At 66.7% G+C, this 20,092-nt stretch carries 19 protein-coding genes, 1 tRNA gene and 1 pseudogene; 11 read left to right on the top strand and 10 right to left on the bottom strand.

Translation table 11 applies throughout. The features are described from left to right. Positions 1-31: 31 nt before the first annotated feature. Positions 32-642, bottom strand: a 611-nt coding sequence (gene radC, locus ACNA0R_RS23355; protein WP_415828448.1) for a RadC family protein, incomplete at its 5' end; no start/stop codon positions are given. A gap of 145 nt (positions 643-787) precedes the next feature. Between radC and ACNA0R_RS23350 the strand changes: the two genes are divergently transcribed. From ACNA0R_RS23350 to maiA, 3 genes are all read left to right on the top strand, one after another. Next, positions 788-1,264, top strand: a complete 477-nt coding sequence (locus ACNA0R_RS23350; RefSeq protein ID WP_415828447.1) for an FKBP-type peptidyl-prolyl cis-trans isomerase — start codon at positions 788-790, stop codon at positions 1,262-1,264. After that, positions 1,264-2,262: a 4-hydroxy-3-methylbut-2-enyl diphosphate reductase gene (gene ispH, locus ACNA0R_RS23345; protein ID WP_415828446.1), complete on the top strand. Its 999-nt coding sequence runs from the start codon at positions 1,264-1,266 to the stop codon at positions 2,260-2,262. Before ACNA0R_RS23350 ends, ispH begins: the two co-directional genes overlap by 1 nt. Before the next feature lie 98 nt (positions 2,263-2,360). Continuing rightward, positions 2,361-3,005 (top strand): maleylacetoacetate isomerase, encoded by a 645-nt coding sequence (gene maiA, locus ACNA0R_RS23340; RefSeq protein ID WP_415828445.1) that lies wholly within the window; start codon positions 2,361-2,363, stop codon positions 3,003-3,005. A 12-nt stretch (positions 3,006-3,017) separates the two neighbouring features. On the opposite strand, the gene garD is transcribed toward maiA, so the two are convergent. Next, entirely contained in the window at positions 3,018-4,580 is a 1,563-nt protein-coding gene (gene garD, locus ACNA0R_RS23335; protein ID WP_415828444.1) for a galactarate dehydratase, read from the bottom strand. A 197-nt stretch (positions 4,581-4,777) separates the two neighbouring features. On the opposite strand from garD, the gene kdgD reads away from it, so the two are divergent. Then, positions 4,778-5,692, top strand: a complete 915-nt coding sequence (gene kdgD / locus ACNA0R_RS23330; protein WP_415828443.1) for a 5-dehydro-4-deoxyglucarate dehydratase — start codon at positions 4,778-4,780, stop codon at positions 5,690-5,692. Positions 5,693-5,708: 16 nt separating this feature from the next. Here the strand turns inward: kdgD and ACNA0R_RS23325 are convergent, their stop codons facing one another. The 3 genes from ACNA0R_RS23325 to ACNA0R_RS23315 all read right to left on the bottom strand — a co-directional run bounded on the left by ACNA0R_RS23325 (position 5,709) and on the right by ACNA0R_RS23315 (position 8,180). Then, positions 5,709-6,581, bottom strand: a complete 873-nt coding sequence (locus ACNA0R_RS23325; protein ID WP_415828442.1) for an NAD(P)-dependent oxidoreductase — start codon at positions 6,579-6,581, stop codon at positions 5,709-5,711. A 29-nt stretch (positions 6,582-6,610) separates the two neighbouring features. Then, positions 6,611-7,363: a GntR family transcriptional regulator gene (locus tag ACNA0R_RS23320; RefSeq protein WP_415828441.1), complete on the bottom strand. Its 753-nt coding sequence runs from the start codon at positions 7,361-7,363 to the stop codon at positions 6,611-6,613. Positions 7,364-7,571: 208 nt separating this feature from the next. Further along, positions 7,572-8,180, bottom strand: a complete 609-nt coding sequence (locus tag ACNA0R_RS23315; protein WP_415828440.1) for a diguanylate cyclase — start codon at positions 8,178-8,180, stop codon at positions 7,572-7,574. Positions 8,181-8,488: 308 nt separating this feature from the next. Here ACNA0R_RS23315 and ACNA0R_RS23310 point away from each other — a divergent pair, with 308 nt between their 5' ends. Further along, complete coding sequence (locus ACNA0R_RS23310) at positions 8,489-9,697, top strand: zinc-dependent alcohol dehydrogenase (RefSeq protein WP_415828439.1); 1,209 nt, start codon at positions 8,489-8,491, stop codon at positions 9,695-9,697. 104 nt (positions 9,698-9,801) lie between these two features. After that, positions 9,802-10,329: a hypothetical protein gene (locus ACNA0R_RS23305; protein ID WP_415828438.1), complete on the top strand. Its 528-nt coding sequence runs from the start codon at positions 9,802-9,804 to the stop codon at positions 10,327-10,329. A 52-nt stretch (positions 10,330-10,381) separates the two neighbouring features. On the opposite strand, the gene ACNA0R_RS23300 is transcribed toward ACNA0R_RS23305, so the two are convergent. From ACNA0R_RS23300 to ACNA0R_RS23285, 4 genes and pseudogenes are all read right to left on the bottom strand, one after another. Next, the gene (locus ACNA0R_RS23300; protein WP_415828437.1) at positions 10,382-11,293 is read right to left on the bottom strand and encodes a c-type cytochrome; all 912 of its coding nucleotides are present in this window, start codon (positions 11,291-11,293) and stop codon (positions 10,382-10,384) included. After that, positions 11,290-13,025: pseudogene (locus ACNA0R_RS23295) on the bottom strand (GMC family oxidoreductase); the annotation flags it as partial. The gene ACNA0R_RS23300 and the pseudogene ACNA0R_RS23295, both read right to left, overlap by 4 nt. A gap of 33 nt (positions 13,026-13,058) precedes the next feature. Beyond that, a complete protein-coding gene (locus ACNA0R_RS23290) occupies positions 13,059-14,003 on the bottom strand; it encodes a gluconate 2-dehydrogenase subunit 3 family protein (RefSeq protein WP_415828436.1) in 945 nt (314 codons plus the stop codon). A 159-nt stretch (positions 14,004-14,162) separates the two neighbouring features. After that, on the bottom strand, positions 14,163-14,666 hold the full coding sequence (locus tag ACNA0R_RS23285; protein WP_415828435.1) for a CinA family protein: 504 nt from the start codon (positions 14,664-14,666) through the stop codon (positions 14,163-14,165). A 97-nt stretch (positions 14,667-14,763) separates the two neighbouring features. Here ACNA0R_RS23285 and ACNA0R_RS23280 point away from each other — a divergent pair, with 97 nt between their 5' ends. After that, on the top strand, positions 14,764-15,255 hold the full coding sequence (locus ACNA0R_RS23280) for a DUF421 domain-containing protein (RefSeq protein ID WP_415828434.1): 492 nt from the start codon (positions 14,764-14,766) through the stop codon (positions 15,253-15,255). Positions 15,256-15,322: 67 nt separating this feature from the next. On the opposite strand, the gene ACNA0R_RS23275 is transcribed toward ACNA0R_RS23280, so the two are convergent. Then, positions 15,323-15,398 (bottom strand) — tRNA-Thr (locus ACNA0R_RS23275). A 296-nt stretch (positions 15,399-15,694) separates the two neighbouring features. On the opposite strand from ACNA0R_RS23275, the gene ACNA0R_RS23270 reads away from it, so the two are divergent. The 4 genes from ACNA0R_RS23270 (at position 15,695) to ACNA0R_RS23255 (ending at position 19,991) form a co-directional block, all read left to right on the top strand. Continuing rightward, complete coding sequence (locus ACNA0R_RS23270; protein ID WP_415828433.1) at positions 15,695-16,399, top strand: GntR family transcriptional regulator; 705 nt, start codon at positions 15,695-15,697, stop codon at positions 16,397-16,399. 41 nt (positions 16,400-16,440) lie between these two features. Beyond that, entirely contained in the window at positions 16,441-17,118 is a 678-nt protein-coding gene (locus tag ACNA0R_RS23265) for a DUF2848 domain-containing protein (protein ID WP_415828432.1), read from the top strand. Between the two features lie 27 nt (positions 17,119-17,145). After that, positions 17,146-18,477 carry an amidase gene (locus ACNA0R_RS23260; protein ID WP_415828461.1) on the top strand — a complete coding sequence of 444 codons (1,332 nt, stop codon included), beginning with the start codon at positions 17,146-17,148 and terminating at the stop codon, positions 18,475-18,477. Positions 18,478-18,662: 185 nt separating this feature from the next. Continuing rightward, on the top strand, positions 18,663-19,991 hold the full coding sequence (locus ACNA0R_RS23255; RefSeq protein ID WP_415828431.1) for an MFS transporter: 1,329 nt from the start codon (positions 18,663-18,665) through the stop codon (positions 19,989-19,991). Positions 19,992-20,092: the final 101 nt, after the last annotated feature.

The raw sequence follows: 20,092 nt of genomic DNA, 5'->3' as shown, positions 1-20,092 counted from the left end.
TCCCCAGGCCATCCCGCCGCGCCCGCCCCGGTCACATCCGTCCCTGTTCCGCCATCGACAGCGCGGCGCCGCCCGCGACGATCAGGTGATCCAGCAGCCGCACGTCGACCAGCGCCAGCGCCTGCCGCAGATGCCGCGTCAGGCGTTCGTCGGCATCGCTGGGTATGGCCAGGCCGGAAGGGTGGTTATGCGCCAGTATCAGCGCCGCGGCGTGATGCCGCAGCGCATCGCGCACGACTTCCCGGGGGTAGACCGAGGCCTGCGACAGCGTGCCGCGCGCGACCTCGCCGGTGGCGATCAGGCGCAGGCGGTTATCCAGGTAAAGCGCGATGCAGTGCTCGACTTCGTGGTGTCCCAGCATGGCCACGCAGTATTGCTTGACGCGGCCGGGCTGGTCCAGCGCGCAGCCTTGCGTCAGCTCCTCGCGCATGGTGCGGCGGGCCAGTTCCAGCACGCTCTGCAGTTGGCAGACTTTGGCCTGGCCCAGGCCGTGGACGCGGACCAGCGCGTCGGCGCTCGCGCCGAACAGGCCGCGCAGGCCGTCGAAGTGGGTCAGGATCTCGTGCGCCAGCGCGACCACCGGGCGGCCGGGCGTGCCGGTACGCAGGACGATCGCCAGCAGCTCGGCGTCGGTCAGGACGGNNGCGCCGTNGCGCAGCAGGCGTTCGGGCGGGCGTTCCGCGTCGGGAAGGGGCGGGTGGGAAGCGGGCATGGATGGGCTCATGGCGGGGCGGGCCGCCGCGCTCGCGACTAAAATGGCGGATTCACCCCATTACGGTGGCACATCTTGAGCACCGCTACGCCCAGCACGAACGTTTTTGTCCGTCCGGATTCCTACCTGACCCTGCATTACCGCATCGTCCTCGCCTCCGGGCCGGGCGAAGGGTCGGTGTTCGCGGATACCTTCACGGGCCGCCCCGCCACACTGCAACTGGGCATGGGGCAGTGGGCGCCCGGCATGGAAGCCGCGCTGCTGGACCAGCCCGAAGGCAGCCAGTTCAGCGTCACCCTGCCGCCGGCGCAGGCCTACGGCGACCGCAATCCGGAGCTGATCCAGCGCGTCAGCCGCGCCATGCTGGCCGAACATGCCGGCGAAGACGCCACGTTCGAACCGGGCGACCTGGTCGAATTCCAGGCGCCCAACGGCGGCCGCTACTCCGGCGTGCTGAAGTCGCTGGACGACGACGGCGCGCTGTTCGATTTCAACCATCCGCTGGCGGGCACGGCCCTGCGGCTGGATGTCAAGATACTGGGAGTTTTGTAATGAGCGGCACCGCGGAAACCGTCACCGCGCCGCAGGCCGAAGTCCTGCTGGCGCAGCCGCGCGGCTTTTGCGCCGGCGTCGATCGCGCCATCGACATTGTCGAACGCGCGCTGGAGCTGCATGGCGCGCCTATCTATGTGCGCCACGAAATCGTCCACAACCGCTACGTGGTCGAAGACCTGCGCCGCAAGGGGGCGATCTTCATCGACGAGCTCGACGACGCGCCGACGGGCGCCATCGTGGTGTTCTCCGCGCATGGCGTTTCCAAGGCGATACGGGCCGAGGCCGAGCGGCGCGGCCTGCAGGTCTTCGACGCCACGTGTCCCCTGGTCACCAAGGTGCACGTCGAGGTCGCCCGCATGCGGGCCGCGGGCCGCGAGATCATCATGATCGGCCACAAGGGCCATCCGGAAGTCGAAGGCACGCTGGGCCAGTCGCGCGACGGCATGTACCTGGTGGAAACGGTCGAGGACGTGCAAGCCTTGAATGTGGCCGATCCGGAGCAGTTGGCCTTCGTCACGCAGACCACCTTGTCGGTGGACGATGCGGCGGCGGTGGCCGCGGCCCTGAGGTCGCGTTTTCCCGCCATCGTCGAACCCCGCAAAAGCGATATCTGCTATGCGACGCAGAATCGCCAGGATGCCGTCAAGGTGCTGGCGCCGGAATGCGACCTGGTGCTGGTGGTGGGCAGCCCCAACAGCTCGAACTCCAATCGCTTGCGCGAAGTGGCGGAGCGCAAGGGCGTGGCGGCCTATCTGGTCGACGGCGCCGAAGGCATCGATCCGGCCTGGCTGCGGGGCCGCAAGCGCATCGGCATCACGGCCGGCGCCTCGGCGCCGGAAGTGCTGGTGCAGCAGGTGATCGACCGTGTCAGGGAGTTGGGCGCGGTATCCGTCCGAACCATGCCGGGGCTGGAGGAAAACGTCGCTTTCCCGCTGCCCAGGGGCTTGTCCCGCAAGACCCCCGAGGCGGCCCCGCCGTCGCGGCCCGCGGGCTGAGCGACTGCCCGTCCTTGCCCCGTGCCGGGCAAGGACGCCATCCCGCCGTTCGGGACCTATCCGCCGACCCTGTCCGTACACCATTGCCCGGAGGCCGCATGCAGCTATACAGCTATTTCCGCAGTTCCGCCGCCTATCGCGTGCGCATCGCGCTGAACCTGAAGGGGCTGCCGTATGAATACGCACCGGTGCATTTGCTGAAGGATGGCGGGCAGCAGCTCAAGCCGGAATACACGCGGCTGAATCCGCAGGCGCTGTTGCCGACGCTGGTCGATGGCGACGCGGTGCTGACGCAGTCGATGGCCATCATCGAATACCTGGAAGAAACCCATCCCCAGCCGCCGCTGCTGCCGGCCACGCCCATCGCCCGCGCGCGCGTGCGCGCACTGGCGCAGGGCATCGCCTGCGATATTCATCCGCTGAACAATCTGCGCGTGCTGCGCTATCTGAAGCGCGAGTTCGATCTGCCCGACGAGGCGCGCGACCGCTGGTACCGGCACTGGGTGGAGAGCGGCCTGCTGGCGCTGGAGCGCATGCTGGCGGATTCGCCCGATACGGGCACCTACTGCCACGGCGACACTCCCACGATGGCCGATGCCTGCCTGGTGCCCCAGGTGTTCAACGCGCGCCGGCTGGATTGCGATCTGTCGGCCATGCCGAACATCGTGCGCATCGACGCGGCCTGCCTGGCGCTGCCCGCTTTCGCGCAGGCCGCGCCCGATGCGCAACCGGACGCGGGGTAAGCCAGCCAGGCTTCAGGTCACCGGCGCCGGATTGAACAGGGCCAGCGCATTGTGCAGCCGTAGCGCTTCCGCGCAACTTTTCCTGCGGCCGCTGGCGACGTCCAGCATGGTGTGGAACAGCTCCCAGCCGACGTCGGCGATCGTCGCTTCGCCGGTCGCGATGCGGCCGGCATTCACGTCCATCAGGTCGTGCCAGCGCCGCGCCAGATCGTTGCGCGTGGCGACCTTGATGACCGGCACCTCGGCCAGCCCGTAAGGCGTGCCGCGTCCCGTCGTGAAGACGTGCAGATTCATGCCGGCGGCCAGCTGCAGCGTGCCGCAAATGAAGTCGCTGGCCGGCGTGGCGGTGTACACCAGGCCCTTGGTCGTCAGTTTTTCGCCCGGCGCCAGCACACCGGAAATCGCCGACCGTCCCGACTTGGCGATCGAGCCCATGGCTTTTTCGACGATGTTCGACAGGCCGCCTTTTTTATTGCCGGGCGACGTATTGGCGCTGCGGTCGGCGTTGCCACGCGCCAGATAGGCGTCGTACCAGGCCATTTCGCGTATCAAGTCCTGCGCGACTTCCGGCGTGGCGGCGCGCGCCGTCAGCTGCGCGATGCCGTCGCGCACTTCCGTGTTTTCCGAGAACATGACGGTGGCGCCGGCGCGCACCAGCAGATCGCTGGCATAGCCTACCGCCGGATTCGCCGTGATACCGGAGAACGCGTCGCTGCCGCCGCATTGCACGCCCACCACCAGGTCGGATACGGGGCATTCGACGCGGCGCCGCGCGTCCAGTATCGCCAGATGGTGTTCGGCGGTTTTCATGATGGAGGCCACCATGGATTCGAAACCCACGTGGGCCTCGTCCTGCAGCGTCACGGTGTCGACGCGATGGCCGCCGCCGGCAATCGGAATGCTGCCGGGCGGCATCAGGCGGTCGGGCTGCAGCTTTTCACAGCCCAGGCTGACCATCATCGCGGTGCCGCCGAAGTTGGGATTGCGGGCGATATTGCGCAGCGTGCGGATGGGAATGATGGCGTCCGGCGCATCGATGGCCACGCCGCAGCCGTAGGTATGTTCCAGGCCGACCACGTCATCCACGTTGGGATAGCGCGGCAGCAGTTCGGCGCGTATGCGCTTGACGGCATGCTCGACCACGCCGGAGACGCATTGCACCGTGGTGGTGATGCCCAGGATATTGCGGGTGCCCACCGATCCATCGGCATTGCGATAGCCCATGAAGGTGTAGCCCTGCAGCGGCTCCGCCGCCGGGGGCACGCGGGTGGAGATGGGCAGCGCGTCCAGCGCCGGCGCGGCGGGCAGGGTGGTGACGCGTTCGTTCACCCAGCTGCCGCGGGGCAGGACTTGCGCCGCGTATCCGATGACCACGCCGTAGCGGACGATCGCTTCGCCCTCGGCCAGGTCGCGCAGCGCCACCTTGTGGCCTTGCGGCACGGCCTCGCGCAGAACCAGTCCGTCGGCGAACACGGCGCCGGCGGGCTGGCCGCCGTCGTTGACGACGATGGCGACGTTGTCGTCGTCATGGATGCGGATGTACAGAGGGGCGTGGGGATTCTGCGGCTGCGACATATCGGTTCGGGAGGTGTTCGGTCCGGACGGAGGCATGTTTGTCATCGTACAACGACGAGGTCGAAGTTGTCAGCCAAGTGGGGCAATCCGGCCAACTTGAGCGACCGGCAGAAACTCCTTTGTCGTGGCGGACTTGATGTTGTACGATAACGTATAACCTATCGCCCACCCGCCAACTTGTCTCGGTACGCGCACACATGACTACGCCGCAAGAACTCAAGCAAATCATCTCGCAGGGCCTGCTTTCCTTCCCTGTCACGGACTTCGACGAGGAGGGTGATTTCCGTCCCAAGACCTATATCGAACGACTGGAATGGCTGGCGCCTTACGGCGCCAGCGCGCTGTTCGCGGCGGGGGGCACGGGCGAATACTTTTCACTGGCGCCGGCGGAATACGCCGACGTCATTCGTACCGCCGTCGAAACCTGCGCCGGCAAGGTGCCTATCCTGGCCGGCGCGGGCGGTCCCACGCGCACGGCGATCGCCTACGCCCAGGAAGCCGAACGGCTGGGCGCCAAAGGCATCCTGCTGATGCCGCATTACCTGACCGAGGCCAGCGCGGACGGCATTGCCGACCATGTGGAGCAGGTCTGCAAGTCCCTGAAGATAGGCGTGATCGTCTACAACCGCGCGAATTCGCGCCTGGGCCCCGACCATCTACGCCGTGTAGCGGACCGCTGCCCCAACCTGATCGGTTTCAAGGATGGTGTTGGCGATATCGAGAACATGGTGCGCGTGCGCCGCGCCATGGGCGACCGTTTCGCCTATCTGGGCGGCCTGCCGACCGCCGAGGTTTATGCGGCGGCCTACAAGGCCCTGGGCGTGCCGGTCTATTCGTCGGCGGTTTTCAACTTCATCCCGAAGACGGCGATGCAGTTCTACCGCGCCATCGCCGGCGACGACCATGCCACCGTGGGCAAGCTGCTGGACGAGTTCTTTCTGCCGTATCTGGAAATCCGCAACCGGCGCGCCGGCTATGCGGTCAGCATCGTCAAGGCCGGCGCCCGCCTGGTCGGCCGTGATGCCGGCCCCGTGCGCGCGCCGCTGACCGACCTGACCGAAGAGGAAAGCGCCGCGCTGGGCGCGCTGATACGAAAGCTGGGTTCGCAATAAACACAGCGGCCGGCGATCACCGCTTGTTGCGGTTCAGCGCCACCTGCGCCAGTACCGCCAGGTCGTGGTCGCCCAGGCCTTGGTCCACCGCTTCGCGCATGCTGGCCGCGACCACTTCCGACAGCGGCAGGGCGGCGCCCGCCTCGCGCGCGGCTTCCTGGGCCAGCAACACATCCTTCAAGCCCAGGCGCGCGCGAAAGCTGGCGGGTTCGTAGCTGCCCTTGGTCATCAAGGCGCCATAACCCGTATGCAGCGGGCCGGGCAGGATGGTGCTGGTCAGCAGGTCCACCACCGTGCCGGTGTCGATGCCGTATGCCTTGGCCAATGCGGTGCCTTCGGCCAGGGCTTCGACCGCGCTGGTCAGGATGAAGTTGACGGTCAGCTTCATGGCGTTGGCGGTATGGGGCGACTCGCCCAGCATCACCGTCTTGTGGCCGACCAGCGGGAACAAGGGTTCGACGATGTGTATCGCGTCCTGCTTGCCGGCGACCAGCAGCGTCAGCTTGGCGGCGGCCGCGGCGTCGGGACGGCCCATCACGGGAGCCGCCACGTAGCCTATGCCTTGCGCGCCATGGGCATCGGCCAGGCGGCGCGCGGCGGGAATGGAGATCGTCGCCATGTTGACGTGCACCGATCCCTTGCGCATGCGCGACAGCGCGCCATCATCCAGGAATACCTGGGCGACGGCCTGATCGTCGGCCAGCATGCTGAACACCACGTCGGCGTCGCAGGCCCGCGACGGATCCTCTGCCACGCGCGCACCCAGCTCGCGCAGCGGTGCCGCGGCGTGTGGCGAGCGGTTCCAGACGGTCAATGCATGGCCGCCCTTGATCAGATTGGCCGCGATCGCGCGGCCCATATTGCCCAAACCGATAAATCCGATGTCCATGACGATGTCCCTGGCAGGCGTGCCGCCGGTCAGGCGCCGCCGGTGTATTCCTGGCCCAGGTATTCGTAGGCTTCGGTATTCACGTGGGACACGCGCCATTCCACCGGCTGGCGGTGATAGGAATAGGCCACGCGGCGGATCTGCAGCAAAGGTTCGCCTTCCGGGACGCCCAGCCATGGCGCATGGATCGCGCTGGCGCGGCAGGTCCGCAGGCGTTCGTCGGTTGCGATGATGTTTACGCCGAACATGTCCTGGTAAAGACTATACAAGGTGCTCGGGCGTTCGCGCAGATGGCGTTCGGTCATGCCGGGGAACAGGGCTTCCGGCAAGCTGACCTCATCCACCATCACCACTTCGCCGTGCAGGGACAGTACGTTGCTGAACTCGAACACGTGGCTGGCCGCCGGCAATCCCAGCTTTTCGCGGACCAGCGCGGACGCCCGTATGCGCCGGAAGCGCATCAGTTCGGTCGTGGGATAGGATTTGTCGCCGTCCTGCCGAACGATGCGGAAGAATTTGAAGAAGTGCGAGTTGCGCGTGTGCACGGCGACGTAGGTGCCGCGGCCCTGATGGCGGATCAGGATGTTCTCGGCCGCGAGTTCATCGACGGCCTTGCGCAGGGTGCCGATGGATACGCCGAACCGTTCGGCCAGGACTTTTTCGGGTGGTATGGCCTCGCCTTGCTTCCACTCCCCATGGGCCAGGGCGCCCAGGATTGCCTGCTTGATTTGCTCGTAAAGGGGACTGCCCAATGGCACGGCCGACGACGGCTGACGGTTCATATCGCTTCCACAATGATCGCGCGGGATTGTAAGGCCGGGGCCAATCTGCTCCGATGGCAGAATTATATATATGATTTATATGAATACATGCGGCCGCTGCCGTGCGAATCGCGCTGGCGGGACGCCGCGGGTCTTCGGCCCACATCCAGCCCCCACATCCAGCCCCCATGTCCGGCTCCCATGGCTCAGCCCGGGTCCGGCGATTTCTCTATAGGTTCGCGCGGGGCCGGGTGGACGATCGCGGGCCCGGGTCTGTCCTGCGCGCCTTCAGTCCGCGCAGCAGTTCTTCCATATAGGGAAGCATTTCCAGCAGCAAGGCCGCCAGCAGGACGAAGGCCACATAGCTGCCCGGCAGCGGCTGTTCCTTCAGGCGCAGGTCCCAGCGGGCCGGCTCCTGGCCCAATCCGAACAGCGCCAGGAACTGCGGCCAATGCAGCACGGCCAACAGCATGCCCGCCGCGAGCGGCAGGAGTTCCAGAAAGCTGTGCACATGCTGCTCGAAGGGCCCTACATGGCGCCGGCTGCTGGCGTAGCCGACGTCCCACAGCGCGGTCGCTTCGTGCGCGACGAAGGCCACGATCATGACCAGGAATACCAGCGCGTTGATCTCCAGGAACAGGCAGGCCAGCAAAGGGATGCCGATCTCGGTGAACATCAGCAGATGCAGCATCGACTCCTTCGGGCCCGCGGTGCGCGCGATGTCGGTCCGGCGGTGGCATAAATAATCGGCCGTGCCGGCGGCTATCCACAGCGGCATGATGAAGTACATCAGGATGCGCAGCGCCGCATCCGCGGGATCGTGAATGTCGGGGTCCATGGCGTTCTCGGTGGTGGGTTGGGCATCCGGCGCGCGGACGTGCGGGAGGCTGCCGCCGGTATAGGCGGTCCCGGGCGCCGGCGCCGGTGTTGTTCAGCATGGCTCATCCAGCACGTCCTATGCCGGTACGGTGCCGCACCGCGCCGCCGTGACGCCGCGGCACGGTCGTCGAGATGCCGCGCATGCCGCTTGCTGCGGTCGTCGATGTCCACCGCGGGTGCTCTGCGGCGCGCCATGATGCCCGGGTTCGCATCGCCACGCATCCGCCGCCGGCCCGGCCGGCAATCCCACTTTTCAAGGAGCTTCACATGAAAGCTGTCGTATTTCATGCCATCGGCGACATCCGCCTGGAAGACGTACCCGATCCACAACTGCAGGAAGACACCGATGCCATCGTGCGTATCGTGGCCAGCGCGATCTGCGGCACTGACCTGCATTTCATACGCGGGACCATGGAAGGCGTGAAGCCCGGAACGATACTCGGGCACGAAGGCGTAGGCATCGTCGAGCAGCTCGGTCCCGGCGTGCGCAACCTGGAGATCGGCGACCGCGTCGTCATCCCGTCCACCATCGCCTGCGGCTACTGTTCGTACTGCCGGGCCGGTTATTACGCGCAGTGCGATAACGCGAATCCGCATGGCAAATCAGCGGGCACGGCCTTCTATGGCGGTCCCGACCAGGCCGGCGGTTTCAACGGCCTGCAGGCCGAGAAAGCGCGCATCCCCTACGCGCACGTGAATCTCGTCAAGCTGCCGGACGAGGTCGATAACGATCAGGCGATCATGATTTCCGACATTTTTCCCACGGGCTATTTCGGCGCCGACCTGGCCGACATCGAGCCGGGCCGCACCGTCGCAGTGTTCGGTTGCGGTCCGGTCGGGCAATTCGCCATTGCCTCGGCCAAGCTGATGCACGCGGGCCGTATATTCGCCATCGATGCCGTGCCGGACCGGCTGGCGATGGCGCGGGCGCAGGGCGCCGAGACCATCGATTTCAACGCGGAAGATCCGGTCGAGGCCATCAAGCGCCTGACCGGCGGCATCGGCGTCGACCGCGCCATCGACGCCGTCGGCGTGGATGCCGTCCATGCGCACGAAGGGCCCGCGTCCAAGCCCGAGGAGAATGCCACGATGGAAGCGCAATCGCGCGAGATCGCGCCGCATGCCCATCCCCACGACGGCAACTGGGTGCCTGGCGATGCGCCGGCGCAGGCCTTGAATTGGGCGGTGCAGGCGCTGGCCAAGGCCGGCACGCTGGCCATCATCGGCGTCTATCCGCCGAACGACAACATCTTCCCCATCGGCATGGCCATGAACAAGAACCTGACGGTGCGGATGGGTAATTGCAATCACCGCAAGTACGTTCCCATGCTGATCGAGCTGGTGCGCTCCGGCCGCATCGATCCCTCGGCCATCCTGACCAAGCGTGAACCGCTGTCGTCCGTACTGGACGCCTACAAGGCCTTCGATACGCGGCAGCCGGGCTGGATGAAAGTGGAGCTGGCTCCGGTGGCCTGAAACGCCTCGGCCGCCGCGCCGGGTCGTACGCGGCGCGGTATCGCCGGCGGCCATGGGCCTATCCAACCGGCGCCATTGCGGGCGCCCGTATCAAGGAGGTCATTATGAAAATAGTCATCACGACTAACGCTACGCCGGCGGCGCTGCGGGGATATGGTGTCCCGGCCCGCGCCGGTGCGCGCGGCGGCGCGGGCCGCGGCCATGCCGCCCACTGGCTCGCGGGCCTGGCCCTGGCCGGCGCGGCGCTGTGCGTCGCCCACGCGCAGGGCCCTGCGCAGTTGACCGCGCAGGCAACGCAGGGATCCAGCGGACAGACGGGCGGCTCGGGCGGCGGACAGTGGAAGCATCCCGAATCCGGCGCGACCAATCCCGCGGGCTCCAGCGCGGCGGGGCCGGGAGACGGCCAGGGGCAGGGGCGTGACGCGACCTCCACGTCCGGGTCGCGTACGAACTCCGGCCAGGGGCGAGGTAGCGCCAACGATATGCAGGGGCATCATGGCAACGATACGCAGCCCGGCGGCGACGCCTCGTCCAGGGGCACGGTGGGCAAGAGCGACAGTGCCAAGGGCAGCGCGACAAACAGCGACAAGGGGCCCGGCCATCGCGGCGCCGACACCAGGCCGGGCCATTGATTCCAGGCGGCCAGGGCGGCATGCCGGCACAGCAGCCGCCCGTTGCGACCGCCTATTGCGACCGCATGCCGGCGTAGTATTTCGCCAGCGCGGCCGTATCCTCCGCGCTGAGCCGCTTGGCAATGTCCCGCATCGTGCCCAGGTCGTCGTTGGCCCGCTGCCCGTTGCGGAAGGCGTCCAGCTGGCCAGCGATATACGCTTCGGGCTGCGCCGCCAGGCGCGGCAGCATCGGCGCTTCGCCTTCTCCGTTCGCGCCGTGGCAGTTCGCGCAGGCCGCCAGCGCCAGGCCGTTGTCGCCGAAGCCATGCAGGCGCTGCCCGCGGTCCTGCGCGTTGGCGGCTGGCGGCTTGATCGCCGGTGCCGGCAGACTGCCGTAGTACCGCGCCACCGCCGCGATATCCTTGTCGTCCAGACCCTTGGCGATGCCCGTCATGATGGGATGCTGGCGCGTCCCGTCGCGATAGTCGAGCAGTTGCTTGGCGACGTAGGCGGGCGGTGCCCCGGCCAGGATGGGGAAGGGCGTGCCGGCGGCCGGCACACCCTGCGCGCCGTGGCAGGAGGCGCAGGCCGCCACGCCCGCCGACGGCTTGCCGGAATTGGCCAATGAAGCATCGACCGGTGCATCGGCATTCTGCGCAAGCACTTGTTCGAAACGCGCCTGTGGAAACGTAAAGTCCGTGGCCTTGCGCGGCGGCGTTTGCGGCTGCTGCGCCGCGGCGGCCGAGGGTGCCCCGGCGGCACCAGGCGCCGATCCCTGCTGCGCCGGCGCCCCCGGCGCCGAGGCTTGCGGCGGCGTCACCGGCGCGGGCGCCGATGAGCCAGCCACGCCGCCGGCGGGCGGTCCAGGCGGTTTTTCGCGATGCTGCGGGATATGGAACAGCCCCGATACGATGGCGACGAGCAAGACGAACGACCCGCCCACCATCGTGGCGCCTTTCACGAGAGCGGCCATGTTCTGGTTCATATCTTCACCAGCGGCCCGGGTGACTTCAGGTAATCGCGCTTGACGGCGTCAACCATCCAGTAAGCCGTCGCGCCCACCGTGCCGGTGGGGTTGTAGCAGGAGTTCTGCGGGAACAACGCGGCGCCCGTGACGAAGACGTTCGGCACATCCCAGCACTGCCCATAGCGATTCACCACGCTGGTACGCGGGTCGTCGCCCATCGCGGCGCCGCCGGTCAGGTGCGTGGACTGGTAGCTGGCGGCCGAATACGGCCGCGTGCGCGCCGCGGGCTCCGTGCGAATGACGCCACGCATCGCCTTGCCGATCTCGTCGCCCTTTTCCGTGACGAAGCGCGACATGCGGATATCGTTGTCCGGAAAGTCGTAGGTGATGCGCAGCAGCGGCTGGCCCCACGCATCCTTGTAGGTCGGGTCCAGGTCCAGATAACTTCCGCGCGTCGGCTGCGCCGAGCCCGTGATGGTGATGGGGATTGCGTGGTTGTAGTAGCGCTTGACGGCTTTCTTCCATTCGCCGCCCCAGGTCGGCGTTCCCGACGGCACCGGGTGATTGCTGATCGGCGTGCCGCTGACCACCTGGATCTGGATGTACGCGCCGCCGACGAAACCCAGCGGCCCGTGGTCGAAGTTATCGGTACAGTAATCGTCCATGGTCACGGCGACCGCGCCCGCGCCCATGAAAGGATTGATGGGCGTCTGTTCATCGAAGAACAGGCCGACGCCGGACGTGGTCTGGTGGGTGTAGTTGCGGCCCACCACGCCTTCGTTGGCCTGCGGGTCATAAGGCTTGCCGATGTTCGACAGCAGCAGCAGGCGCACGTTGTTGATGCTGAAGGCGCACAGGAAGACCAGCTCGGCGGGCTGGAAGACTTCCTCGCCGGCTTCGTCGATATAGGTCACGCCGGTCGCGCGCTTCCGGTCCTTGTCCAGTTCGACGCGCAGCACGTGCGTGCCGGTGCGTATTTCGAAGGTATCCAGTTTCATCGCCACCGGCAGCACGCAGACCTGCGGCGATGCCTTGGCGAAATGTTCGCAGCCATAGTTCGAACAGAAGCCGCAGTACACGCAGGCGTTCATGTGTAGCCCTTCGGTGTTCACATAAGGTCGCGTGCACAGGGCCGACGGCTGCACATAGGGGTGGTAGCCCAGCTTGCGCGCCGCTTCGCCGAACAGGGCGGGCGCATAAGGCACTTTCATCGGCGGATTGGGGTAGGGGCTGGAGCGCCAGGGTTCGAAGGGATTGCCGCCTTCCTGCTTCTGCCCCTTCAGGTTGCCGGCAAAGCCGGATGCCCCGATCAGCTTGTCGAACCGGTCGTAGTAGGGTTCGAGTTCTTCGTACGTCACCGGCCAATCCTGCGCGGTGATGTCCTCGTCGAAAATCCTGGCGCCGTACTTCTGCGTGTAGTGCGACCGCAGCTTGAACTCGACCTCGTCGAAGCGGTAGTAGGCGCCGGACCAGTGGTTGCCCGCGCCGCCCAGATGGGTGCCGGGATAGGCGAAGGCCCAGCGCCGCATCGGCAGGGCGGTCTGGTTGATGTTGTTGCGGAAGGTGAAGGTCTCGGTGGCGGCATTCTGATGCAAGGCGTGACGGCGCACGTATTTCACTTCGTCATGCACCATGGGGCCCTGGAAGTCCGGCGACGGCCAGCGCGGCTGGCCGCGTTCCAGCACGACGACTTTTTGCCCATTGGCCGCCAGTTCCTTGCCGATGATGGAGCCGGTCCAGCCGCCGCCGANGATGGCGACGTCNANCNNGGGTAGCGTGCGCGTCATGCGGCCTCCACGGAAGGCGAGCGCAGTTGCGTATGCGGGGTCGACATGTCGGGCTGCTTGCCGCCAGGGGCGGGCGCAGCCGCCGGAGCGGGCGCGGCGGCGGGCATGTCGTGCCGGCCTTCCATCCTCATGTCGTGCACCGGGCTGTTCGCGATGGATACCGGTTCGCGCACGAAGGCCACGCCGTGCCGCTCGATATCGTTGGAATAGCTGGCGTAGGCGCCGGGAAACTGCACCAGCTTCCATCCCGCCATGTCGCGGTTGCCGCCATGGATGGGATCGCAGAAAAAGCCTTCCACAGTGGCGTCCATCAATGCCGCGAAGAACACGGCCGACGGCAGCGGTGAAAAGTCGAGCTTGCCGGTTTCCATGCGTCCGAGCATCTCGTCCTGCGTCGCGGCGTCCAGCTCGGCGAAGGACTTGCCGCCCTGGGCCTGCGTGACCGCCTGCGCGAAGCGCGCCAGTCCGGTACGGAACATTTGGGCGGGCGTGTATGAGAGCTGATAGCCCTGCTGCGGCGTGCCGGCCGCGAAAGGCCCGGATTGATAGAACTGTTCTCCGGCGCCCCAGGCGCCCGCCAGCTGCTGGTCGATGTACACCGTCGCCCCGGCCTCGCGGGCGCCGGGACCAAGATCGTCCGCGGGTATCAGGCGCGCGACGATGGCGTCCATCAGCACGGCCTCGTCCGTGTTGAAGAATCTCCATGTGGGGTTGGTTGCCGCTGCCTGCGCGGCCGAACCCGCCGCGGCCGCTCCGGGCATGGGCATGCCCGGCGTCGCGGCATCCGGCGGCGCGGCGCCAGGCGCGGGCTGTGGCGCGCCGCCGCTGGTCTGGGCCTGGACGGACTGCACCCGGCCCGTCAGCGCGGCAGCCGGCAATCCGACCGTGATTGCCTTCAATACCTGCCGGCGCGATGCCGGATCGACCAATTTGGCGTTCATGCGACCTCCGTGCAAACAGGCGGTCCGGCTGCAACTGTTATGCCCGCCGGTGGACGACTGTATTGCCGGGGGACGAGGAGAGACGATAGATGAGTAGGGTTGCAGCGGGACGGGCCTATCCGCCGTCGCCGCGCGGGGGCCGTAATGATGCGATGCATGCTATCTCCCGTCGCGCCGCCATTCTCCATATAGCGCCGTCATTCTCTCCAGCGCGAAAGTGGCCGCGGCCTTGCGGATACCGTGGCGTCCGCCGTCGAAACGATGGGTTTCCGTGATCACCGCCGGATTCGCATCGGCCGGGCCGGCCTTGAATATCCACGCGAAGCACTGGGTGCCGGCCGGAATGCCGTCGTCGCTGTCATCGGCCAGGCCGGTATTGGCGATCGCCACATTGGCGGGACTGCGTGCCGCCGCGCCCAAGGCCATCTCGCGGGCCACGGCTTCGCTGGTCAGATTGTGCGTGTCCAGGGTGCGCTGCGAGACCCCCAGGCAACGCTTTTTGGCGTCGGGCGAATAGACGACGAAGGCGCAGTCCAGCAAGGCGCCCGCGCCCGGAATATCGGCAAGCGTGCTGGCAATCAATCCAGCGGTGCAGGATTCCGCCGTGACCAGCGTCAAATGGTGGTCGCGCATGAAGATGGCGACGCGCTCGGTGGCGTTCATGATGGCATCCTCCCCGTGCCGCCGAAGCAACTGTCGGACCCGGGCTCGTCGGTTGCTTACTGATGGGCTGAGACCGCGCATCGGGAGGAGGCCGCCCATGGATATCCAATGGGACAACATCATCAAATTCAGCATGTCGCCGCTGGAAATCATGATCCGCGGCACCCTGACGTACTGGTTCATTTTCGTACTGCTGCGCATCGCCGGCCGCCGCGACGTCGGCTCGCTGGGTATCGCCGATCTGCTGGTGGTCGTACTGATCGCCGATGCGGCCCAGAACGCCATGGCCGGCGAGTACAAGGCGGTGCCCGATGGCATGGTGCTGATCGCCACCATCGTTTTCTGGAGTGTCGTCATCGACAGGGTGGCCTATGCATGGCCTGCCACGCGGCCCTTCCTGCAGCCGCCCAAGCTGTGCCTGGTCAAGGACGGGCAATTGCAAAAGCGCGCGATGCGGCGCGAAAGCATGACCCTGGAGGACCTGCAAAGCGAGCTGCGGCAGAAGGGGGTGGAAGACCTTGCGGACGTGCGCCGGGCTTATCTGGAACCGGACGGTTCGGTCAGCGTGATCAAGAAGAAAGGAGCGTGAGGAGGGCAGGGCGGCAACAAGGCGCCAAGCAAAAAGGCCAACCCCTGAGGGTTGGCCTTTTGAATTCTGGTGCCGGCAATAGGAGTCGAACCTACGACCTTCGCATTACGAATGCGCTGCTCTACCAACTGAGCTATGCCGGCTTGTCGTTCTTGCTTGTGTTTTAGCTTGAACCGCCCGGGACGGCTGCCCCGGAAAAGACCGAGATCATATCAGAATTTTTGGATACAGGGGGCGCACACCCACGGCCCGCGCGCCGCCCGATGCCAGTGCCAGTGCCAGTGCCAGTGCCAGTGCCAGTGCCAGTGCCAGCGGGGCAGGGCCAGAGGCGGTGGGGACCGCTCCTCCTGTCCGCATCCGCCGCTTCGGCAGGGTAATCCCTGATACGGTCTGTGTGATATATCAGAGTATTATCACTTGCGTTTTACTTTCTCGTCCCATGGCCAACCCGCCCATTCCAACCCTCGCCCAAGGCGTCGTCCCGAGCACCGCCGACCCGGGCCGCCCGTCATCCGGCGCGGCCCTGCGCGAGCTCGCCTACGCCGAGATCAAGCGCCGCATCATTTCCTGCGAATTCCGCCCCGGGGAAGCCATCAACGAATCCCAGGTCGGCGCGCTGCTCGGACTCGGGCGTACTCCCGTGCACCAGGCGCTGCACAGGCTGGAAAGCGACGGCCTCGTATCCATCCTGCCGCGCAAGGGCGTCCTGGTCGCGCCGCTGTCGTTGAACGAAGTGCTGGACATGATCGAGGTCCGCCTGACCAACGAACTGCTGTGTGTGACCCTGGCCGCGGAACGCGCGCACGGCAGCGACATCCAGGCCATGAAGGACATCGTCGAACGCTCCGCCACGCTGCTCGAGCACCGCGACATCAATGGCCTGATGCAGCTGGACCTGAAGTTCCACAACGCCATTTCGGCCGCGTCGCGCAACCGCGTGCTGGCCGAACTGCTGCGCGGCCTGCATGAAAAGCAGGCGCGCTTCTGGTTCCTGTCCTTGCAGGACCCGGTGCACCTGGCCAACGTGTACCACGAGCACATGGCCGTCCTGGATGCGCTGGAGCGCCGCGACATTCCCGCCGCGCGCGAGGCCATCCGCGATCACATCGACGAATTCCGCAAGAACATCATCCGTTCCATCTGAGCCGGCCCGCGCGGCCGCAGCATCACTAGAGGTTTATCGCCATGCCGCAATTGAATTTCCACGTCGCCGGTCTGGGCGACCGCACCATCCTGATCGACCGCCTGGTGATCGCGGGATGGGCGGGCCGCGACGAGGCAGCCGTGCAGCACCATATCCGTGAACTGCAGGAAATCGGCGTCAAGCCGCCTTCGACCGTGCCTTGCTATTACCCCTTGGCCGCCGCCTTGTTGACTACCGACGAGGAAATCGAAGTCCCGCGCGCCGACTCGTCCGGCGAAGTCGAAGCCGTACTGCTGTCCACCCCGGACGGCCTGCTGGTGGGCATAGGCTCCGACCACACCGATCGCAAGGTCGAGGCCTACGACGTCACCGTCTCCAAGCAGATGTGCGCCAAGCCGGTCAGCCGCGAGCTGTGGCGCTTCGAGGAAGTCGCCGGTCATTGGGATCAATTGGTTTCCCGCACCTGGCGCGTGCGCGACGGCCAGCGCGCCCTGTACCAGGAAGGCCCGATGACCAGCCTGCGCGACCCGCGCGAGCTGGCCGAAAAATACGCCGGCAAGGATGGCCTGCCTGTCGGGACCGCCATGTACTGCGGTACGCAAACCGTGATGGGCCAGCTGGGCTATGGCGAACAGTTCGAGATGGAACTGCACGACCCCGTGTTGAACCGTACCCTGCGCCATGCGTATCGCGTGCGCGTGCTGCCCGTCACCGACTGAACCGGCCGTGCCGGAAAGGATCCCATGATGCAGACCATCAAGCCCATCAGGCAGTTGCAGGCCGATCTGCAGGCCGGACGCACCACCAGCGAAAAGCTCGTCGAGCAGTCGCTGGCGCTTATCGACTCGTATCGCAAGGCGGGCGGGGCGGCGTATCTCCATGTGGATGCGGAAGCCGCTTTACAGGCGGCGCGCGCCAGCGATGCGGCGCGGCGCGCCGGCAACGTTCCGTCGGCCATCGCCGGCCTGCCGGTCTCCATCAAGGACTTGTTCGACGTGCAGGGCCAGGTGACGTCGGCCGGCTCCCGCGCGCTGGCGGGGTCCGCGCCCGCCGCGCAGGATGCCGTGGCCGTCGCGCGCCTGCGCGCCGCCGGCGCGGTGCTGCTGGGCCGTACCAATATGAGCGAGTTCGCTTTTTCCGGACTGGGCCTGAATCCCCATTACGGCACGCCGCGCGCGCCACATGACGAAGCGCGCGTGGCCGGGGGCTCCACTTCCGGCGGCGCCGTCAGTGTGGCCAAGGGCATGGCCGTGGCCACGCTGGGTACGGATACCGGCGGCTCCATCCGCATCCCCGCGGCTTTCTGCGGCCTGACCGGTTTCAAGCCGACGTCGCACCGCGTTTCGCTGCAGGGCGGGGTGCCGCTGTCGCGCACGCTGGACTCAGCCGGACCGCTCGCGCATACGGTCGATTGCTGCGCCATCATGGACCGCATCCTGAGCGGCGACGTCCTGGATGCGCGGCCGGCGCCGTTGAAAGGATTGCGCCTGTACGTGACGCGGGATTTCGTGTTCGACGGCGTCGATCCCGTCGTGGCCGCGGCCTTCGACGCGGCCGTTACCAGGCTGTCCGGGCTGGGCGCGCAGATCGTGCCCTTCGATTTTCCGGAGCTGCAGGATATTCCTTCGATCAACGGCGGCGGCGGCTTCACGGCGGCCGAAGCCTGGCATTGGCATCGCGACCTGCTGTCCCGGCAGGGCGAGGTATACGACCAGCGCGTCGCCATGCGCATCCGCCGCGGCGAGAAGCTGTCGGCGGCCGACTACATCACGCTGATTGATCAACGCGCGCGCGTCATGGCCGCGGCGGCCGAGCGCTTGCGCGATGCCGATGCCTGGCTGATGCCGACGGTCGCGGTACTGCCGCCGCGCGTCGACGATCTGCAGACCGATGAGGCCTTCTTCTCGGTCAACGCATTGGTCCTGCGCAACACCAGCGTTATCAATTTCCTGGACGGCTGCGGCGTCTCGCTGCCGACCGGGCAACCCGGCATCGGCCTGGCGGTCTGCGGCCTGCGCGGCGCGGATGCGCGGGTGCTGCAGGTGGCCGGCGCGATCGAGCCTGCGCTGGGCGGCTAGCTTCAAGCCGGCCGTGCGTGGATCGGCCGCGGCCGGCCGATCGTGCCTGGCCGGCTGCACCTGGCTGGCCGCACCTGGCCGGCCGCGCCTGGCCGGCCGCACCTAACTGGCCGTAGTTGCACCGATTTCAAACAACCCCCGCCGCGGGGCGGGGCTTTTATCTCCTTTACCTACGGAGCATACCCATGTCGTCCACCGTTACCCCGGCGCCGGGTGGAGCAACCAACGCGCCATTCCAGACCGAGCGTACGCTTGCATACCGCAAGATTGCCGCGCGCCTGATCCCCTTCCTGGTCTTCCTGTTCGTGCTGGCGTGGATCGATCGCGTCAACATCGGCTTCGCCAAGTTGCAGATGCTGCAGGACCTGCAGTTCAGCGAAACCGTCTACGGGCTGGGCGCGGGCATCTTCTTCATCGGCTACTTCCTGTTCGAAGTGCCCAGCAACCTGCTGTTGGAAAAGATCGGCGCGCGCCGCACGCTGGCGCGCATCACCATCCTGTGGGGCCTGACCTCCATGGCGATGATTTTCGTCAAGACGCCGACGCAGTTCTATGTGCTGCGCTTCCTGCTTGGCGTATTCGAAGCCGGCTTCTTCCCCGGCGTGGTGCTGTACCTGACGTACTGGTTTCCCGCCGATCGCCGCGCGCGCATCAACGGCTATTTCATGACGTCCTTCGCCATCGCCGGCGTGGTGGGCGGGCCGATCGCCGGCTTCATCATGAGCGCCATGTCGGGCGTCGAAGGCCTGACGAACTGGCAATGGCTGTTCGTGATCGAAGGTATCCCGTCGGTGCTGGCCGGTTTCGCCGTGCTGGCCTGGTTGCCCGAGAAACCCAAGGACGCCAAATGGCTGACGGATAGCGAGCGCGCCATCGTCGTGCGCGACCTGGAAAGCGAGTCGCGCGATCCGGCGAAGCATTCGTCGCTGCGCGATGCCTTCAACGGCCGCGTGTGGCTATGCGCGCTGATCTACTTCTGCATCGTCAGCGGCAACGCGACCATCGCATTCTGGACGCCGTCCATCATCAAGGAGCTGGGCGTGCAGGGCAACTTTCAGATCGGCCTGGTGTCCGCGATCCCGTTCATCCTCGGCACCGTCGCCATGGTGCTGAACGGCATCCACTCCGATCGCACCGGCGAACGCCGCATGCACAGCGTGCTGGCCAGCGTGGTCGCGGCGGCGGGGCTGGCGGCCACCGGCTACTTCCTCGGCAGCCCGGTGACCGCGCTGTACGCGCTGTCCTTCGCCGCCATCGGCATCCTGGCCGCCTTCCCGGTGTTCTGGTCCCTGCCGGCCGCCTTCCTGACCGGCACCGCGGCGGCCGGCGGCATCGCCCTGATCAACTCCGTCGGCAACCTGGCCGGCTTCGCCGCGCCGTATCTGATGGGCTGGCTGAAGGACAAGACCGGCAGCTTGGCCTCGGGCCTGTATAGCGTCGGCCTGATGGAGCTGTGCGCGGCGATCCTCGTGCTGCTGTTCATCAAGGTCAAGCGCGACACCCCGCGCGCGTGACGCGAACGGAGCGGGGCCGGCAACCGACGGCCCCGCTTCTTCCAGAACCGAAGTGCGATTTGCACACCCTAAAAAATTCGTGCTATAGTCTCGCTTCTCTA

Origin of the sequence: Bordetella sputigena, assembly GCF_965137885.1 — a bacterium.
Classification (GTDB): Bacteria; Pseudomonadota; Gammaproteobacteria; order Burkholderiales; family Burkholderiaceae_B; genus Bordetella_C; species Bordetella_C sputigena.
The sequence above is the reverse complement of the archived record's forward strand: the minus strand, read 5'-3'. Positions and strand labels throughout refer to the sequence as shown.

Bases quoted from the DNA above. Each gene is read 5' to 3' on its own strand.
- ispH (WP_415828446.1), top strand. From the start codon at position 1,264: ATGAGCGGCACCGCGGAAACCGTCACCGCGCCGCAGGCCGAAGTCCTG.
- maiA (WP_415828445.1), top strand. From the start codon at position 2,361: ATGCAGCTATACAGCTATTTCCGCAGTTCCGCCGCCTATCGCGTGCGC.
- garD (WP_415828444.1), bottom strand. From the start codon at position 4,580: ATGTCGCAGCCGCAGAATCCCCACGCCCCTCTGTACATCCGCATCCAT.
- kdgD (WP_415828443.1), top strand. From the start codon at position 4,778: ATGACTACGCCGCAAGAACTCAAGCAAATCATCTCGCAGGGCCTGCTT.
- ACNA0R_RS23325 (WP_415828442.1), bottom strand. From the start codon at position 6,581: ATGGACATCGGATTTATCGGTTTGGGCAATATGGGCCGCGCGATCGCG.
- ACNA0R_RS23320 (WP_415828441.1), bottom strand. From the start codon at position 7,363: ATGAACCGTCAGCCGTCGTCGGCCGTGCCATTGGGCAGTCCCCTTTAC.
- ACNA0R_RS23315 (WP_415828440.1), bottom strand. From the start codon at position 8,180: ATGGACCCCGACATTCACGATCCCGCGGATGCGGCGCTGCGCATCCTG.
- ACNA0R_RS23310 (WP_415828439.1), top strand. From the start codon at position 8,489: ATGAAAGCTGTCGTATTTCATGCCATCGGCGACATCCGCCTGGAAGAC.
- ACNA0R_RS23305 (WP_415828438.1), top strand. From the start codon at position 9,802: ATGAAAATAGTCATCACGACTAACGCTACGCCGGCGGCGCTGCGGGGA.
- ACNA0R_RS23300 (WP_415828437.1), bottom strand. From the start codon at position 11,293: ATGAACCAGAACATGGCCGCTCTCGTGAAAGGCGCCACGATGGTGGGC.
- ACNA0R_RS23290 (WP_415828436.1), bottom strand. From the start codon at position 14,003: ATGAACGCCAAATTGGTCGATCCGGCATCGCGCCGGCAGGTATTGAAG.
- ACNA0R_RS23285 (WP_415828435.1), bottom strand. From the start codon at position 14,666: ATGAACGCCACCGAGCGCGTCGCCATCTTCATGCGCGACCACCATTTG.
- ACNA0R_RS23280 (WP_415828434.1), top strand. From the start codon at position 14,764: ATGGATATCCAATGGGACAACATCATCAAATTCAGCATGTCGCCGCTG.
- ACNA0R_RS23270 (WP_415828433.1), top strand. From the start codon at position 15,695: ATGGCCAACCCGCCCATTCCAACCCTCGCCCAAGGCGTCGTCCCGAGC.
- ACNA0R_RS23265 (WP_415828432.1), top strand. From the start codon at position 16,441: ATGCCGCAATTGAATTTCCACGTCGCCGGTCTGGGCGACCGCACCATC.
- ACNA0R_RS23260 (WP_415828461.1), top strand. From the start codon at position 17,146: ATGCAGACCATCAAGCCCATCAGGCAGTTGCAGGCCGATCTGCAGGCC.
- ACNA0R_RS23255 (WP_415828431.1), top strand. From the start codon at position 18,663: ATGTCGTCCACCGTTACCCCGGCGCCGGGTGGAGCAACCAACGCGCCA.